We start from the raw sequence: 16,002 nt of genomic DNA, 5'->3' as shown, positions 1-16,002 counted from the left end.
TAAGTGCCATCGAATTCAGGGGATATGTAGGGAAAAAATAATATATCACACTGTGTCTGTCACCTTAACTGGAGAAACACCGTGAATAAGATGCAGCCACAAAACGTCGCGCTGGTCGCTGGCGCCAGCGGGATCGTAGGCAGACAGCTCGTCAAAACGCTCCTGGACAACAAATGGCAGGTGATTGGCCTGAGCCGCCATGCCTTATCCCATCCTGATGCTATTTCGCTGATCAACGTTGATTTACTGGATGCGGAGGATAGCGCCAGGGCTTTGCAAGCCGCTGGCGAGATCACCCATATTTTTTACAGCGCCTGGATGAATGCCGGGAGCTGGACGGAAATGGTTGAACCGAACGTCACGATGTTGCGCAACCTGGTCAGCAATATTGAAAAAACGGCACCTTTGCAGACGGTAAGCCTGATGCAGGGATACAAAGTGTATGGCGCGCACCTGGGACCGTTCAAAACCCCGGCACGCGAAAGCGATCCGGGCGTACCCGGGGCAGAATTTAACGCCGCTCAGCTCGCGTGGCTCCGTGATTTTCAGCGGGGGAAACGCTGGCACTGGAATGCCATCAGGCCAGGCGTGGTGGGCAGTTCGGTGCCAGGCAATACCATGAACCTTGCGCTGAGCATCGCACTGTATGCGTCCCTGTGTAAGGCTCTGGGTTTACCTCTGCGTTTTCCCGGTTCGGAACAGACCTGGCACAGCATTGTTGATCATACTGACGCCGGATTGCTGGCGGAGGCAACGCTGTGGGCAGCCACATCACGTAGGGCTGACAACCAGGCTTTCAACGTGAATAATGGGGACATCTGGCGCTGGAGCGAGCTGTGGCCACGTATCGCACGCTGGTTTGAACTGGACTCTGCGCCGCCGGTCAGATTGTCATTCCATCAGCTGTTTAAGGATTATCGTGCGTTATGGCGCGACATTGCCGGGGATCGGTTGGTGGAGGCGGATATTTTGCAGCTGAACGACGGACATTTTGCCGATTTTGTCTTTAGCTGGAATTACGACATGTTTGGCGACGGCAGTAAGCTCCGCCGGTCAGGGTTCACGCGAATGCAGGCAACCGATGAGATGTTTTTCAGCCTGTTCTCGCAGCTAAGAGCGGCACGTATTATTCCGTGAAAAAAAGAGTGCGTTTCTGACGGCAGTAAAAAACGCGAACCCGAATGCAGGGAGTAAAGAACGCTCAATGTTCACTTTCTGGAATAAGGCCAGAGGAACCGGCCAGTTCATGACAAAGCGCGCCAATCCGATCCACCGCATTCAGCAGGAGGGGCGTGGGTTCGTTGGCACAATTTAATCGCAGGTAATTCGTTAAGTGTGCGCGGGGGGAAAACAGCGGCCCGGGGCTAACGCCAATGTTCAGTGCCAGCGCGCGGCGGTGCACCTCCAGTGCATTCACCTGGTGTGGAAGTTCAACCCACAACAGGAAACCGGCAGCCGGCACGTTAACGCGTGTGCCGGGAGGGAAGCTTGCCTTGACGCGCGCAATGACGGCACCAATCCCTTCTGCGATGCGCCGCTTTAGCCGCCGCAGATGACGATCGTAGTCGCCACTGGCCAGGATTTCGCTCGTTGCGGCTTCAAACAGCGGCGCGCCTGCCCAGTCTCCGGCCATACGCGCCTGCAGGACCTGGGCGTGGTAACGTCCGGCCGCAATCCAGCCGATGCGCCATCCGGGCGCAAGCGTTTTAGACAATGAACTGCAGTAAATGACATTCCCGCTCTGGTCGAACGCTTTACAGGCCGGAGGACGTTGCCCTTCGCCGACCAGATCGCCATAAACATCGTCCTCAATTAACGGGATGCCTGCATCTTCCAGCAGGGCAACAAGTTCCTGCTTGCGGGTGACGGACATACTGGCGCCCAGCGGATTTTGCACGGTGGGCGAGGCCAGAACGGCCGCTGGATGATGGCACCGAATAGCATCGGCGAGCGGCGCCAGCAACAACCCTTCTTGAGGATCGGTTGGGATCTCCAGCGCCTTCAGGCCCAAATCTTCCAGCAGCAACAGCGTACCGAAATAGGCGGGTTGTTCTATCGCTACCACGTCGCCAGGCTGGCACACAGCCCGCAACGCCAGACGCAGCGCCTGTGTCGCGCCAGCGGTGATGATGAGATCCTCTGCACCAAAACGGCCACCCCATTGCGCTGCCCGGGCGGCAATCTTACTGCGCAAATCAACCCGTCCCGGAGGCAGGCTATAGCTTTGCCCACGCGCTTCCAGACGTCGACCTGCAGACTGCAGCGCACGTTGCAGGGTATCGCCTGGTAGCCACGCGGGGTCGGGCAAGGCAGCCCCCAGCGGTACCAGCCGGGCTTCTGCACTACTGAATAACGATCGCGCGACGGCTGACATTGTCACAGGCACGGGGCCGGACAGGGAACGCGTGGGCTGCACGCATCGGGACTGGCGGGTCTGACGGACGTAGTAGCCCGAACGCGGACGCGCAACGATCAGGCCTTCGGCCTCAAGACAGCGGAGTGCTTCCAGTGCTGTCGGGAGACTGACCTGTTCGCGCTCGGCCAGTTTACGTGCAGAGATCATCCGGTCGCCGATTTGCAACGCGCCTGAAGCCAGCGTAAGACGCAGCATCTCAGCAATCCGACGGTAATGGGGGGACGGGGCGGCCATGGGGATCTGTGCAGTCAAATTTTCGATAAAACTGACTATACAGCCAATGAAGTGCCCCATCTATAGTGTCCGGCATGTTCCAGACAAGGAGGCACTATGCACAGCGACAATTTCGATATTTCTGCCTATTTCAGGCGCATAAACTATACCGGCCCGGCGGCTGCCGATACTGCAACCCTGCATGCGCTGATGCGCCATCAGCTCTTTTCGATACCCTTTGAAAATGGGGATGTACAGGCGGGTAAAGTCGTTTCGCTGGTCCCCGAAGACATTGCCGATAAGCTGTTGAGGCAGAAGCGCGGCGGTTACTGCTATGAGGTGAATGGGCTATTTGCGATGGCGCTGGAGGCATTGGGCATTCGCTGGCGTTTTGTCGCGGCGCGCCCGATGTTCTACCCGGTGCGTCGGCCTAAAACCCATATGGCACTCATTGCTGAGATTGACGGTCGTCAGTGGCTTTGTGACCTCGGGTTCGGTAGCTACGGCATCCGTGCGCCGATGGCGTTAGACATGCTTGATACGGATATCCGGCAGGATTTCGACACGTTCCGGCTGACCCGTAACGCTGAGGGTGAGTATCTGCTTCAGGCATGGGTGGAGGGTAAATGGGCCAGTCAGTACGGCTTTGACCTCTCTCCTCAGGAGTGGATTGATTTTGTGCCTGCCAACTACCTTAACTCCACGCACCCGGACGCCATTTTTGTGCAGAAACTGCTCGTCGTACAGCATCGCCCGGAAGGACGCCAGATTTTGCTGGGTAACGTGCTGAAAACGATCACCGCGCAGGGCGTTGAAACGCAGCAGCTGGCAGAAGATGATATTGCCTCTGTACTGAAAAATTGTTTTGCGCTGACGGTTGAGTGATCCGCAGGGGGACGCTGGACTGTATCGAGTCTGCGCATGCGTCCCCGGCTTATCATCGACAATGCGAACTGTTAAAGACAGAGGCTACCTGAGACGCCTTCAGGGCAGAAACCGTATCCGCTACGTAAAAAGCGTCGTAATAATCGACCCTATAATATACAGGGAAAGGATGCCCTGGATGCTACTTAAAGCCCACCGCAAATAGCGCCACTGGTAGCGTTCTCTGGCATTGGCCTCGGCAATGGGGCCGGTAGCGTCAGGGGCTTCTTTTCTGAAGCGCTGCAGGGTTTGATGACACCACCACACCAGCAGTAATACCAGCACGGTTTTCGTGAGCAGTGAGCCATAAGCATTGAAAAAAACGTCCCAGTAGCAACGGAGTGTATCCATATCCTTTTACCTGTAACTGTGCGGCCCATATGACGAAGAGGGGCAATATTAAGGAATTATTTTTTCTTATTCATCATCGCTTTTAGATCGGCAAACGGGTTGAAAGTGGCCACGCCCATGTCTTTTTGCGCGTCTTCACCCGCCACAACGGTGGTGCCGTACTGATCTGCTTCGGTGTATTTCGAGTGTTCATGGTCGTGGCAAAACAGGCACAACAGCTCCCAGTTGCTGCCATCTTCCGGGTTATTAGTATGATCGTGATCGATATGGTGAACCGTGAGCTCGCGCAGGTTTGAATAGACGAACTCGCGTGAGCAGCGTCCACAGACCCAGGGATAGATTTTTAATGCCTTTTCACGGTAGCCACTTTCCAGTCGCGCGTAGTTTTTAGGGATCAGAGCCATTGCCGGTTTTACCTGCCAGGGAAAAAGAAAGACGCACTATATCTCATTATGGGGCGTCATTGCGATCTGCTCAATTCAGTCAATTTATTTGAATTATTCCGTTAAATAAAGGGCATTTATTCTCCCCGGGTAATGCGTAAAGTAGAGATAACGCAAAGCATCATCAGGATATCTCGTTATGAAAAAGATCGGCTTTTTGTCATTTGGTCACTGGACACCGTCACCTCAGTCCGGCACGCGTTCCGCGGCGGACACCCTGTTGCAATCCATCGACCTGGCCGTCGCCGCTGAAGAGCTGGGCGCAGATGGTGCCTATTTCCGTGTGCATCATTTTGCCCGTCAACTCAGCTCTCCATTCCCCTTACTGGCGGCGATCGGTGCCAAAACGAAAAGCATCGAAATCGGTACTGGTGTGATCGATATGCGCTATGAAAATCCGATGTACATGGCGGAAGATGCGGGCGCGGCGGATTTAATCTCCGGCGGACGTTTGCAGCTGGGGATCAGCCGGGGCTCTCCGGAGCAGGTCATTGATGGCTGGCGTCATTTTGGTTATGTCCCGCAGGAAGGGGAAAATGAATCAGATATGGCACGCCGACACACCGAGGTACTGCTTGAGGTGCTGCGCGGAGAAGGGTTTGCAAAACCGAACCCACAACCCATGTTCCCAAATCCACCGGGACTGCTGCGCCTGGAGCCACATTCCGAAGGTTTACGTGAGCGCATCTGGTGGGGCGCAGGGTCGAACGCGACAGCGGTATGGGCTGCAAAACTGGGGATGAACCTGCAAAGCTCAACCCTGAAAGATGATGAAACCGGTGAGCCATTCCATATTCAGCAGGCAAAACAGATCCGCGCTTACCGACAGGCCTGGGCGGAAGCCGGGCATACTCGTCAGCCGCGCGTCTCGGTCAGCCGCAGTATTTTTGCGCTGATGGACGATCGTGACCGCATGTACTTCGGCGCAAGCCGGAACGACAGCGATAGCGTGGGTTACCTTGATGAGAAAACGCGCGCAATTTTCGGACGCAGCTATGCCGCTGAGCCTGAAAAGCTGATTGAGCAGTTGAAACAGGACGAAGCGATTGCCGAAGCGGACACCTTATTGCTCACCGTGCCGAACCAGCTCGGTGTGGATTATAACGCGCATGTTATCGAATCCATTCTGAAGCATGTTGCACCGGCAATGGGATGGCGCGAGTAGCCATTTTGTTGTGCGCCGAACGCCGCGCGCGAAGGCCGTAACGCCTGCCTGTCTCGTCACCCCCGGTAAGGGGGACGAGGCAGGCATCTGCGGAGGTTATTCGACTGGCTTATGGCTCATATCGCTCAGCAGCACGGCGATACTTTGCCCGCCCGCCGTCTGTTCGAGGCCAATCTTCACAATGATGGTCAGCGGAACGGAGAGCAACATGCCGACCGGGCCGAGCAGCCATCCCCAAAATATAAGGGACAGAAATACCACCAGTGTGGACAATCCCAGACCGCGCCCCATCATGCGTGGCTCAAGAATATTCCCGAACACCAGGTTAATCACCAGATACCCGGCCAGCAGAATCAGCGCATCATAGAACCCACTGAACACCAGCACCTGCAGAATAGGGGGAATGGCGGCCAGCACCGAACCGATGTTGGGGATATAGTTGAGCGCAAAGGCCAGTAATCCCCAGACGAATGCAAACCGGACATCCAGCGCCATCAGCATTCCCCAGACCACGGCCCCGGTGACCAGGCTAATGGCGGTTTTCAGGACCAGATAGCGGGAGACGCTATCCAGCGCGCGTTGAATCGCCCCCATGCCTTCAACCGGACGGACCATTATTTGCTGCAGTTTTGCGGGCAGTTGCGGCACTTCCAGCAGCATAAACACCACCGTTAAAAACAGCAGGAAAATCGAGGTCATGGCGTTAGAGAGCTGCGCCAGCAGGCCGGTGACGAGGGTCATGGCGGCATTCGGATCAATGTACTTCAGCAACTCCTCAACGGAGACTTCGATTCCCGCACGCTGCAGCCAGGGTTCAAGCTGCAACAGCGGTATCGCCAGCGACGAGCGGTATTTCGGTAACGTTCGCGTCAGTTCATTCAGGGAGGTGCCGAGATAAGCGACCAGCAGCACCATGGCAATAATAATGATGCTGATAAGCATCGTGATTGCCAGCACGCGCGGGATGCGGAACCGCGTCATGCGCTGTATGAGCGGGTTAAGGATCACCGCAATAAACAGGGCCAGAATAAACGGCACGATGATGTCGGCGGCAAAACGAACGCCCGTCAGTATGATCACCAGCATGCCCAGCATGATGACAATTTTTAGCCCGTTCAGGGTAATGATGGGTTTAGCCATGGGGGTTCCTGAATAATATTTTTATTTATAATAAAGGCGAAAGCCGTTTCAATAAACTAACCAAAATCAAACGGGATGGGTAAAGAATTGAAAAGACTTTGAGTAAAAGCCTTACTTATGGTACAAATTTGGCGTGTTCAACTACCGAGGACAATTTTCATCCGCAAAGACGAGAAGCAACAACGCGGATAATTGTAATTTTATGGACAATTTGTTCAGGACGTATTCTTCAAACAACACCGCTGTATTTTTCACTTCCTTCTGCCTTCTTTCTGGTGAGCAACACTGGCGCAACGCGCTATAGTCACATCTTCTGCCTGAGCTGGCGCTACGCGCTTAGCTGTCTGATTTAATTTCATATTTTTGGGTTTGCTGCACGCAGCAGGCCACGATGGATTATATTCTCAAGCAGGAGAAAAACATGTTTTACTGGATTTTATTAGCCCTTGCTATTGTCGCTGAAATTACCGGCACGCTGTCTATGAAATGGGCAAGCGTCAGCGATGGCAATGCCGGCTTTATTTTAATGCTGGTGATGATTTCACTTTCCTATATTTTCCTGTCGTTTGCAGTGAAGAAAATTGCGCTGGGTGTGGCCTATGCGCTGTGGGAAGGGATCGGTATTTTGTTGATCACCCTGTTCAGCGTCTTATTATTTGACGAAACATTATCAACAATGAAGATTGCCGGGTTAACGACGCTGGTAGCAGGTATCGTGCTGATTAAATCGGGTACACGCAAACCGACTAAGCAGCCGAAGGAGCAGACCCATGCAGCAGTTTGAATGGATCCACGCGGCCTGGTTGGGGTTTGCCATCGTGCTGGAGATTTTAGCGAACGTCCTGCTAAAATTCTCTGACGGTTTTCGTCGTAAAATTTACGGACTGTTGTCGATTGCCGCCGTACTGGGGGCGTTCAGCGCCCTGTCACAGGCGGTGAAGGGTATCGATCTGTCCGTGGCCTATGCGCTGTGGGGCGGGTTTGGTATTGCCGCCACCCTGGCAGCCGGCTGGGTGCTGTTCGGTCAGCGTTTAAATAACAAAGGTTGGATTGGACTGATATTGCTGCTTGCCGGCATGATCATGATAAAACTCGCCTGATACACGTTAAGCCATTATTTACAGGCAGCGAAATTCGCTGCCTGTATTACTCTTAAAAAAAGCAAAACATTGAAGAGGATGGCTAATGTATCGCACATTAAGCTGGCGCAATATTCCCACCGCGAGAACATTGTTTGCCATGATCTTCATGGCGGGGATCGGCTTAATCATCTCCATTGTCGCGCTGCTCTATTTATCTCTGCACCTGATCAGCACCAAAACCAATGAAATTGACGAGCACCGCACCACGCTTTCCGTGCAGGGTGCGATACAAACGTCGGTTAACCGTGTCTCGACCCTGGTGATTGATAATGCCGTCTGGGACGATGCGGTACGCGAGGTCTACCGCCCAAAGCTCGATACCGAATGGTTATACAACACCTGGGGAGCGGGCTTTAAAGTCAATAACCTCTATGACGGCACTTTCGTGCTGGATGAGCATTTCAACGTCATCTGGGGATCGTTTCAAAGCCAGCCTTTTGCGGAGACGAATCTCGACTTTTTTGGCAAAGGCCTGCAAGCGCTTATTCAGCAGCACGGACGTGAGTTACCCAGCCAGAAGAATATTTATGCCGGGATCACCCGAACGCGTCACGGCGTCGCGTTTGTCGGAATAGGGCTGATTCGACCGATGATCGGGCGATTGCAGGTTAACGACGGTACACGCCGCTATCTGGTGATTACCCGCCATTTGAATGGCGGCATATTATCCGATCTGGGGCAGACCTTTCAGATTGATAACCTCAACTTTACCCCGGATAAAATCAACAGTCTGAGTATGCCGCTGCGCAGTTCTGCAGGGGAGTTACTGGGGTACCTCAACTGGCAGGCACGCCTTCCTGGCGCGCAGGCGGCCCGGGCTGCATCATCCGATATTACGCAGATAGTGGTGCTGGCATCAGTGCTGATCCTGCTGTTCATTATGGTGAGCTGTGTGGGCCTGTACAAACTGGCCCGCGGAGAAAGCCAGGCGCGTCTGGTCGCCAGAACGGACTGGCTAAGCCATCTGCCGAACCGCCGCGCACTCATTGAAGCGCTGGACCGCGTGAGTTTGCGTGGCGATATTGACGTCAAAAGCGTGGTGTTTATCGATCTGGATGGCTTCAAGGACGTCAACGATATCTACGGCCACAGCGTCGGTGACGATCTCATTGTGACCATCGCCAAAACGCTGAATGAATGCGTTCCACCGGGTGGAATGCTGGCGCGCATGGGAGGCGATGAGTTTGCCATGACCATCGGCGGTGAAGGGGCAGAAGCGCTGGCGACCACCTTTGCCGAATCCGTACTGGATTTTCTCAATACCCCCATTCGTCTGGGGGAGCGCACCATTCATATCGGTGCCAGCATCGGGATTGCCAGCGGAACCCTGATTGAATGCACCAGTTCCGAGCTGTTTCGCCGCGCCGATATCGCCATGTACCATTCCAAAATTAGCGGGAAAGGGCGTGTCACCCACTATGACGCGGCGCTGAATAACGCCCGGGAACGCAAGCTTGCGATTGAAAACCAGATCCGTAACGGACTGGAGCGAGACGAGTTTGAGGTCTGGTACCAGCCGATTATTGACGCCCGCAGTCAGAAAATGAGCAGTGTGGAAGCGCTGGTTCGCTGGCCGCGTCGTCCGGAAGGTGAACTCGGTCCGGATACCTTCATTTCCATTGCGGAAACGAGCGGGCTGATTTACAAACTGGGCCAGTTTGTTTTGCAGCGTGCCTGCCAGGATCTGGAGCCGTACAGCGAATTAAAGCTCTCCGTTAATATCTCCCCGGCGCAGTTTCGCGATCCTGAATTCGAAGAAAAAGTGGCCTGGGTTCTGGAAAGCACCCGTTTCCCGGCCAGGCGACTCCAGCTCGAAGTCACGGAGACCTATGTGCTGGAAAACCCCGAGCGTGCCCGCACGGCGATTGCCAACCTTAAAGCGCTGGGCACCGCGGTGGCGCTGGATGATTTTGGCACGGGCTATTCGAGTATTGGCTATTTGCGGCGTTTTAATTTCGACACCATTAAGATCGATAAATCACTGGCCGGGCTGGTGGACAACGATGAGCAGGCGGCGGCGCTGGTGAGCGGCACGGTGAGGATCGCCAATGCCCTGGGCATGGCGGTGGTCGCTGAAGGGGTGGAAAACGAAAAGCAGATGAAATTGTTACGACTGGCTGGCTGCGATCAGCTGCAGGGGTTCTGGTTCAGCCAGCCGATGCCGATTGAATCAATCAGGGCGTTACGTCAGGTCAGACAGTGCTGAGCTACTGCTGCGCCAGTGCTTCCAGCTTGTCACGAAACCCGGTCACGGCTAAGGCCCGGTTATCTGCACGCCATCTGTCTTTTGCCGCTGGCGCAGAGCTTTGAACCCCAATCAGCTGCCAGCCGTTATCCGTTTTTAACATCAGCGGCGAGCCGCTGTCACCGGGTAACGTATCGCACTGATGTGAGAGCACGCTGTTTTGCGCCCATCCTGTGACAATACAGTCCGTGTGGGTGTAAAGCGCGTCCAGATGATCGACAGGGTAGCCTGATTGCGTCACCTTACGGTCGGCGGCTTTCAGTGCGGCAGTGAGCGCGGCTTTGTCTCCGTCAAATAACGGAAGCGGGGTAATGCCAGAAGGCGGGTAGCGCAAAATGATCAGGCCAAAATCCCAGGATGCCGCTGACGGAGGCACTATCCAGCCGTCACCGTCGGGCTTCAGACGTTTGCCGAGAGAAGCATCAACCCGTCCCTCAATACCGTGAATTTCATAACGCCACATCCCTTTTTGCGACACAAATCGCAGGGCAACGGCTTTGTCTGGCTTGCCGTCTGGCGGTGTCAGCAGGCAGTGGCCAGCCGTCAGGGCTAGTTGCGGGGTAATCAGCGTAGCGGTACATAAATTACCGCTGGCGGTTTCCAGTTGCCCGATAGCGTCCCAGGGTGCCTGGGTAGGATCGGCGACGCGCGTACGATCGTCATGACCGAAAAACAGCGTTTTAAGCTCTTTCGCGCTAATGGTTTCATCACCGCCATCATCCGCCTGTGAGAATCCAGAAAAAAGACCAAACGTTCCCAGTAACAACACAACAGATTTACGCATATCACACTCTGGTGGGGGCAATTATGATTATTAAAAGTGAACCCTATGAAAATACTATAGACGGGACAGCGCTAAAGTGGGAGTAAAATCAGCGTGCTACGATCAGGAAAGATAAAAATGGCTTGCGATGAGCGCGCATAAAATAAGCAGGATAAGAATCAGCTCAAACCGATAGCGCCGCAGCATACGCCCTCCGGATAAAAAAAACGGCGCTGGACCTTTCCGGTTCAGCGCCGGTTTACCAACGTGCCCCGAAAGGCACGGTTAAGCTTGTACTCTTACGCAGCTGGCTGTGCAGCTGGTTTAGCAGCTTCGTGTTTTACTGCTTTTTTGTGATGCTTTTTAGCCGCCTGGGCTTTCTGTTCTACAGCAGGTTTGGTCGCTTTTTTGTGGTGCTTTTTAGCGGCCTGCGCTTTCTGCTCTACAGCCGGTTTAGCGGCATCTTGTTTAACGGCTTTTTTGTGGTGTTTTTTAGCAGCCTGGGCTTTTTGCTCTGCAGCAGGTTTAGCGGCTTTATGGTGTTTCTTGTGGTGTACGGTTTTTGCCGGAGCAGCAGTCGTTGTTGCAGCTGGAGCAGCAGCAGCCGGTGCAGCAGTGGTTTCAGCAGCAAATGCAGCAGAAGACAGACCCATAGCAGCGGCAACAACCAGAGCTAATACTTTTTTCATGTTCATACCCTCGAATTTGGTTTTTCATTTAACCCCACTGCGGGGCCGTTGAAAGAACTATATCCCTGTAAATTCGGGGTTTCCGTGAGTGATTGGTATCGGCGTGTAACGGAATGTACAAAGGGCGGTACAGGGTGCGCAAAAGGAAAACGGCCGGAGCGTACTCCGGCCGCTGGATTACAGATAACGGGACGTCAAATGCTCGCGGAAGTAACGGATATTCAGGTCTTCACCCGTCGCCTGGGTAATCAGTTGCGAAGTGGTGAAGCGGCTACCGTGCTGCCAGATGTTCTGACGCAGCCAGTCAAACAGGGCGGAGAAATCGCCCTCAGCGATGGAGGACTGCAGACCCGGTAGCGCTGTTTTGGCCGCATGGAACAATTGTGCGGCGTACATCGCGCCGAGCGTGTAGGACGGGAAGTAGCCAAAACCGCCGTCGGTCCAGTGAATGTCCTGCATACAGCCGTTGCGGTAGTTATCTTTGGTTGATAACCCGAGCCAGGCCTGCATTTTCTCATCCCACAGTGCCGGAATGTCATCCACCTCGATATCGCCATTGATCAGCGCACGTTCAATTTCATAGCGCAGCACCACATGTGCCGGGTAGCTGACTTCGTCGGCATCGACGCGGATATAGCCCGGCTTCACGCGCTGGTTCCAGGCAATAAAGTTCTCTTCACTGAACGCCGCCTGACTGCCAAAACGGGCGTGAACCGCAGGGAGGAGATGTTTAAGGAAAGCGTCGCTGCGCCCCAGCTGCATCTCAAAGAACAGGCTCTGGGATTCGTGGATCGCCGTTGAACGGGCCAGCGCGACAGGTTGACCGGCCCACGTTCGCGGCAGGTTTTGCTCGTAGCGCGCGTGTCCGGTTTCGTGGATCACGCCAAACAGCGCGCTGAGCAGCTCGTCCTCATCATAACGCGTGGTGATGCGCACATCTTCCGGCACGCCACCGCAGAACGGGTGTGCACTGACGTCCAGGCGACCGCCGTTAAAATCAAAGCCGAGCATCTTCATGGCTTCAAGCCCGAGTTCACGCTGCGTTGCCGTCGGGAAGGGGCCCTGCGGCGGAACGAACGACTGCTGAGCCTGTTTTTCCACAACGTTTGCCAGCAGGTCCGGCAGCCAGGATTTCATATCCGCGAACAGTACGTCCAGACGCGCGCTGGTCATGTCCGGCTCGAAAATATCCAGCAGCGCGTCGTAAGGGCTGCAGCCTTTGGCTTCAGCACGCAGGCGAGCCTCCTCACGGCTCAGTTTGACGACCTCTTTCAGGTTGGCGGCAAACCCCTGCCAGTCATTGGCCGGGCGCTGAGTACGCCAGGAGTGCTCACATTTGCTGCCTGCCAGCGATTTGGCTTCCACCAGCGCTTCCGGCAACAGCGACGCCTGCTGGTAATGACGCGTCATTTCACGCAGATTGGCTTGTTCAATATCATTCAGATCCTCACCGGCCGCGGCGGACAGCCATTCACCCACCTTTTTATCGGTCAGGATCTGGTGTTGCAGAACGCTCATTTCGGCCAGCGCTTCACCGCGCGCGGCACTGCCACCCGGCGGCATCATGGTAAACATATCCCAGCTGGCGATGGAGGAGAGGTGGGAGAAACGGGAGAGGCGCTGGAAGGTGCGGGTGAGTTGTTGGTAGTGGCTGTTTTCGCTCATTTCGTTTTCTCTTTGCAAGGCGATGTTTCAGGCATGAAGAGTGAGTAGTATCAAAATTCCCGCCTGAATCCAAGCCATTACCCCTTAGAGTTTGGTGCTATTTCGTTCAGTAACGCTGTGTTATAACCCTAAAAAAACGACTGCCGGATGGAAAATGAACAAGGTTGTGAGTGTAGGGATTGCAGTGTTGCTGACGGGATGCCAGACACATCATCATGACGTGATCCCGTTCAACACCGAAGAGGACTCCGCGCACGCATGGGCGTTTGCGTATGTGGAAACAGTGAAACAAAGGATGACAACCACAGAGCAGTATGAAGGGAAGCTCTGCTCGTTAAAGATTCACCAGCCCAAAGACGCGGCCTATGTGACCCACATTCAGGTGGTAAAAGGCAGCGATCCTGAGCTGTGTAAGGCCGCCATTGCGGCCTTACAGTCTGCCAGTGACGATCATGTGCTCCCAGTGGTACCTGATGAGCGTATCGGGGAAAACTACACGCTCGATTTCAAACCCTGAATCAGTGCAGCCGCTGGTGTAAACGGGTCCCTACCAACAGCGCCCCGCAGAGCATCAGCGCAATAAAACCGCCCACGCCGTTCCAGCCATAGTTATGCCAGAACACCCCACCCAGCGTCCCCGCAAAGCTGGAACCGAGGTAATAGCTGAACAGATACAAAGACGACGCCTGGCCTTTGGCCCGGCGAGCGCGTGGCCCAATCCAGCTGCTGGCCACCGAGTGAGCGGCGAAGAAACCGGCAGAGAAAAGCAGCATCCCGGCGAAGATAAGCCACAGGGAGGCGAAAAGGGTCATCAACAGGCCGAGCAGCATGACGGCCGTAGAGACCAGCATAACCGGACCGCGTCCAAAGCGGGCCGTCATCGCTCCGGCTTTAGGTGAACTCCACGTGCCGGTGAGATACGCCACAGAGAGCAGACCCACCACCGCCTGGCTCAGGTGCCACGGGGAGAGCATCAGGCGATAACCGATATAGTTAAACAACGTAACGAATGAGCCCATCAGCAGAAAGCCGGTCAGGAACAGCAGCGGCAACCCTTTGTCACGCCAGTGCAGACGGAAGTTGATGAACAGCGTTTTCGGGCGCAGGGAGGTGGAACGAAAATGACGTGATTCCGGAAGGATTTTCCAGAACATCAGCGCAGACGCAAGGGCAAAGCAGCCGATCACCGCCAGCGCAATGCGCCAGTTAAAGAAGTCCGTAAACACCCCGCTCAGCAGACGTCCACTCATTCCGCCAATCGAGTTCCCGCTGATGTACAGCCCCATAGAGAAGGCGACAAAGCTCGGGTGGATCTCTTCGCTGAGATAGGTCATCCCGACCGCCGCCACGCCACTCAGGGATAACCCAATTAACGCGCGCATCACCAGGATACCGTGCCAGCTGGTCATCATCGTGGAGAGTAACGTACAAATCGAAGCCAGCATCAGGGCGGTAACCATCACCTGTTTACGGCCAATGGCGTCGGAAAGTGGCCCGGTGAAAAGCAGACCAATCGCCAGCATGCCGGTAGAGATGGAGAGCGAAATACTGCTGCTGGCAGGCGATACGCCAAATTCATGGGAAAGAACGGGCAGGATCGGCTGAACGCAATAGAGCAGGGCGAAGGTTGCCAGACCCGCTGAGAAAAGCGCCAGCGTGACGCGCATAAACTGGGGGGTACCACGTTTAATGAACTGAACCGGCTGCGATGCTGCGGGTAAATCATCAATATCTCTGGCCGGATCGATATCAATGGTAGATGTACGACTCACACAATGTCCTTGCTTAAACATCCCCGTGGTTTCGGGTGACGGGTATGACCACACGATCAGAGTAGGAAAATGTAAATATTCTGTCTAATATATTAATAATCTCAAATGATACTTTAAAAATATGAATATCGAACTGCGTCATCTGCGCTACTTTGTCGCCGTCGCTGAAGAGCTTCATTTTGGCCGCGCGGCGGCAAGACTGAATATCTCACAACCCCCGCTAAGCCAGCAGATCCAGATCCTTGAGCAACAGGTCGGGGCGCGCCTTCTGGCACGGACCAACCGCAGCGTGAGCCTGACGGCGGCCGGGAAGCAATTTCTGGCCGACAGCCGACAAATCCTCAGTATGGTGGATGAGGCGGCAGCCCGGGCAGAGCGGCTTTATCTCGGGGAAACCGGAGAGTTGCGGATTGGGTTTACCTCGTCTGCACCGTTTATCAGCGCTGTTTCGCAGACCCTGTCGTCGTTTCGCCGGCATTTTCCGGATGTGCATATTCAGACGCGCGAAATTAATACCCGCGAGCAAATCGCTCCGCTGAATGAAGGTTCTCTTGATTTAGGTCTGATGCGTAACACCCAACTCCCGGATACGCTGGCGTGGCAGGTTATTCTGCGCGAACCGTTGATGGCAATGATTCCGCACGATCATCCGCTCGCCTCGCGTTCGGCGGTCACGCTGGCAGAGCTGGCAAAAGAGCCGTTTGTTTTTTTCGACCCGCAGGTAGGTACCGGTCTGTACGACGATATTCTGGGCCTGTTACGACGCTACGATCTTGCCCCGATCATTACGCAGGAAGTTGGGGAAGCGATGACCATTATTGGGCTGGTCGCGGCGGGGCTGGGCGTCTCTATTCTTCCGGCCTCGTTTAAACGGGTACAATTGCGTGAAATGCGCTGGGTTGCTATCGCCGAAGACGATGCTGTTTCGGAAATGTGGCTGGTATGGTCGAAACATCATGAGCAGAGCCATGCAGCGCAGCGGTTTAAAGCACAGCTGTTAAGCGCCTCTGCAGGACGATATTTAGAGGGAAAAGTGGGTAAAAATGTGCAGTAAATCACATGGCTAAGTAAATA

General features: G+C 54.7%; 16 protein-coding genes. 8 read left to right on the top strand and 8 right to left on the bottom strand.

The window, feature by feature from the left end:
• The first annotated feature begins 81 nt into the window (after positions 1-81).
• A complete protein-coding gene (locus tag L466_RS08800) occupies positions 82-1,137 on the top strand; it encodes an SDR family oxidoreductase (RefSeq protein ID WP_032681144.1) in 1,056 nt (351 codons plus the stop codon).
• A 64-nt stretch (positions 1,138-1,201) separates the two neighbouring features.
• Here the strand turns inward: L466_RS08800 and L466_RS08805 are convergent, their stop codons facing one another.
• Positions 1,202-2,710: an aminotransferase-like domain-containing protein gene (locus L466_RS08805; protein WP_032681143.1), complete on the bottom strand. Its 1,509-nt coding sequence runs from the start codon at positions 2,708-2,710 to the stop codon at positions 1,202-1,204.
• A 36-nt stretch (positions 2,711-2,746) separates the two neighbouring features.
• Here L466_RS08805 and L466_RS08810 point away from each other — a divergent pair, with 36 nt between their 5' ends.
• The gene (locus tag L466_RS08810; protein WP_020884297.1) at positions 2,747-3,514 is read left to right on the top strand and encodes an arylamine N-acetyltransferase family protein; all 768 of its coding nucleotides are present in this window, start codon (positions 2,747-2,749) and stop codon (positions 3,512-3,514) included.
• Positions 3,515-3,634: 120 nt separating this feature from the next.
• Here L466_RS08810 and L466_RS08815 read toward each other — a convergent pair whose 3' ends face one another.
• Together L466_RS08815 and yajD are read right to left on the bottom strand one after the other, a co-directional pair.
• Positions 3,635-3,904, bottom strand: a complete 270-nt coding sequence (locus tag L466_RS08815) for a hypothetical protein (protein WP_032681142.1) — start codon at positions 3,902-3,904, stop codon at positions 3,635-3,637.
• A 56-nt stretch (positions 3,905-3,960) separates the two neighbouring features.
• Positions 3,961-4,308: an HNH nuclease YajD gene (gene yajD / locus L466_RS08820; protein WP_014169845.1), complete on the bottom strand. Its 348-nt coding sequence runs from the start codon at positions 4,306-4,308 to the stop codon at positions 3,961-3,963.
• Between the two features lie 178 nt (positions 4,309-4,486).
• Between yajD and L466_RS08825 the strand changes: the two genes are divergently transcribed.
• Positions 4,487-5,512 carry an LLM class flavin-dependent oxidoreductase gene (locus L466_RS08825; protein ID WP_014169846.1) on the top strand — a complete coding sequence of 342 codons (1,026 nt, stop codon included), beginning with the start codon at positions 4,487-4,489 and terminating at the stop codon, positions 5,510-5,512.
• 96 nt (positions 5,513-5,608) lie between these two features.
• On the opposite strand, the gene L466_RS08830 is transcribed toward L466_RS08825, so the two are convergent.
• The gene (locus L466_RS08830; protein ID WP_014169847.1) at positions 5,609-6,652 is read right to left on the bottom strand and encodes an AI-2E family transporter; all 1,044 of its coding nucleotides are present in this window, start codon (positions 6,650-6,652) and stop codon (positions 5,609-5,611) included.
• Positions 6,653-7,073: 421 nt separating this feature from the next.
• Between L466_RS08830 and mdtJ the strand changes: the two genes are divergently transcribed.
• The 3 genes from mdtJ to L466_RS08845 all read left to right on the top strand — a co-directional run bounded on the left by mdtJ (position 7,074) and on the right by L466_RS08845 (position 10,000).
• Positions 7,074-7,436, top strand: a complete 363-nt coding sequence (mdtJ, locus tag L466_RS08835) for a multidrug/spermidine efflux SMR transporter subunit MdtJ (protein ID WP_032682010.1) — start codon at positions 7,074-7,076, stop codon at positions 7,434-7,436.
• A complete protein-coding gene (gene mdtI, locus L466_RS08840) occupies positions 7,423-7,752 on the top strand; it encodes a multidrug/spermidine efflux SMR transporter subunit MdtI (protein ID WP_014169849.1) in 330 nt (109 codons plus the stop codon). The genes mdtJ and mdtI overlap by 14 nt, the downstream gene beginning before the upstream one ends.
• Before the next feature lie 85 nt (positions 7,753-7,837).
• Entirely contained in the window at positions 7,838-10,000 is a 2,163-nt protein-coding gene (locus L466_RS08845) for a bifunctional diguanylate cyclase/phosphodiesterase (RefSeq protein ID WP_014169850.1), read from the top strand.
• 1 nt (position 10,001) lies between these two features.
• On the opposite strand, the gene L466_RS08850 is transcribed toward L466_RS08845, so the two are convergent.
• The 3 genes from L466_RS08850 to L466_RS08855 form a co-directional block, all read right to left on the bottom strand.
• Positions 10,002-10,823, bottom strand: coding sequence for a trypsin-like serine peptidase (locus tag L466_RS08850; RefSeq protein ID WP_032681141.1), 822 nt, complete (start codon positions 10,821-10,823; stop codon positions 10,002-10,004).
• 278 nt (positions 10,824-11,101) lie between these two features.
• Positions 11,102-11,491, bottom strand: coding sequence for an acid resistance repetitive basic protein Asr (gene asr / locus L466_RS0122555; protein WP_032670412.1), 390 nt, complete (start codon positions 11,489-11,491; stop codon positions 11,102-11,104).
• A gap of 177 nt (positions 11,492-11,668) precedes the next feature.
• Complete coding sequence (locus tag L466_RS08855; RefSeq protein ID WP_032681140.1) at positions 11,669-13,156, bottom strand: carboxypeptidase M32; 1,488 nt, start codon at positions 13,154-13,156, stop codon at positions 11,669-11,671.
• 154 nt (positions 13,157-13,310) lie between these two features.
• Between L466_RS08855 and L466_RS08860 the strand changes: the two genes are divergently transcribed.
• A complete protein-coding gene (locus L466_RS08860; protein ID WP_032681139.1) occupies positions 13,311-13,673 on the top strand; it encodes a cell envelope integrity TolA family protein in 363 nt (120 codons plus the stop codon).
• A gap of 1 nt (position 13,674) precedes the next feature.
• Here L466_RS08860 and L466_RS08865 read toward each other — a convergent pair whose 3' ends face one another.
• Positions 13,675-14,928: an MFS transporter gene (locus L466_RS08865; RefSeq protein WP_032681138.1), complete on the bottom strand. Its 1,254-nt coding sequence runs from the start codon at positions 14,926-14,928 to the stop codon at positions 13,675-13,677.
• Positions 14,929-15,049: 121 nt separating this feature from the next.
• Between L466_RS08865 and L466_RS08870 the strand changes: the two genes are divergently transcribed.
• Positions 15,050-15,982: a LysR family transcriptional regulator gene (locus tag L466_RS08870; RefSeq protein WP_032678049.1), complete on the top strand. Its 933-nt coding sequence runs from the start codon at positions 15,050-15,052 to the stop codon at positions 15,980-15,982.
• The last annotated feature ends 20 nt before the right edge of the window (positions 15,983-16,002 follow it).

The sequence above is a fragment of the Enterobacter sp. BIDMC 30 genome (assembly GCF_000534355.1).
Lineage (GTDB): Bacteria > Pseudomonadota > Gammaproteobacteria > Enterobacterales > Enterobacteriaceae > Enterobacter > Enterobacter ludwigii.
The sequence above is the reverse complement of the archived record's forward strand: the minus strand, read 5'-3'. Positions and strand labels throughout refer to the sequence as shown.

Coding starts and splice junctions, on each gene's coding strand:
- L466_RS08815 (WP_032681142.1), bottom strand. CDS start 3,904: ATGGATACACTCCGTTGCTACTGGGACGTTTTTTTCAATGCTTATGGC.
- L466_RS08860 (WP_032681139.1), top strand. CDS start 13,311: ATGAACAAGGTTGTGAGTGTAGGGATTGCAGTGTTGCTGACGGGATGC.
- mdtJ (WP_032682010.1), top strand. CDS start 7,074: ATGTTTTACTGGATTTTATTAGCCCTTGCTATTGTCGCTGAAATTACC.
- L466_RS08830 (WP_014169847.1), bottom strand. CDS start 6,652: ATGGCTAAACCCATCATTACCCTGAACGGGCTAAAAATTGTCATCATG.
- L466_RS08850 (WP_032681141.1), bottom strand. CDS start 10,823: ATGCGTAAATCTGTTGTGTTGTTACTGGGAACGTTTGGTCTTTTTTCT.
- L466_RS08805 (WP_032681143.1), bottom strand. CDS start 2,710: ATGGGGCACTTCATTGGCTGTATAGTCAGTTTTATCGAAAATTTGACT.
- L466_RS08825 (WP_014169846.1), top strand. CDS start 4,487: ATGAAAAAGATCGGCTTTTTGTCATTTGGTCACTGGACACCGTCACCT.
- L466_RS08845 (WP_014169850.1), top strand. CDS start 7,838: ATGTATCGCACATTAAGCTGGCGCAATATTCCCACCGCGAGAACATTG.
- L466_RS08810 (WP_020884297.1), top strand. CDS start 2,747: ATGCACAGCGACAATTTCGATATTTCTGCCTATTTCAGGCGCATAAAC.
- mdtI (WP_014169849.1), top strand. CDS start 7,423: ATGCAGCAGTTTGAATGGATCCACGCGGCCTGGTTGGGGTTTGCCATC.
- yajD (WP_014169845.1), bottom strand. CDS start 4,308: ATGGCTCTGATCCCTAAAAACTACGCGCGACTGGAAAGTGGCTACCGT.
- asr (WP_032670412.1), bottom strand. CDS start 11,491: ATGAAAAAAGTATTAGCTCTGGTTGTTGCCGCTGCTATGGGTCTGTCT.
- L466_RS08870 (WP_032678049.1), top strand. CDS start 15,050: ATGAATATCGAACTGCGTCATCTGCGCTACTTTGTCGCCGTCGCTGAA.
- L466_RS08855 (WP_032681140.1), bottom strand. CDS start 13,156: ATGAGCGAAAACAGCCACTACCAACAACTCACCCGCACCTTCCAGCGC.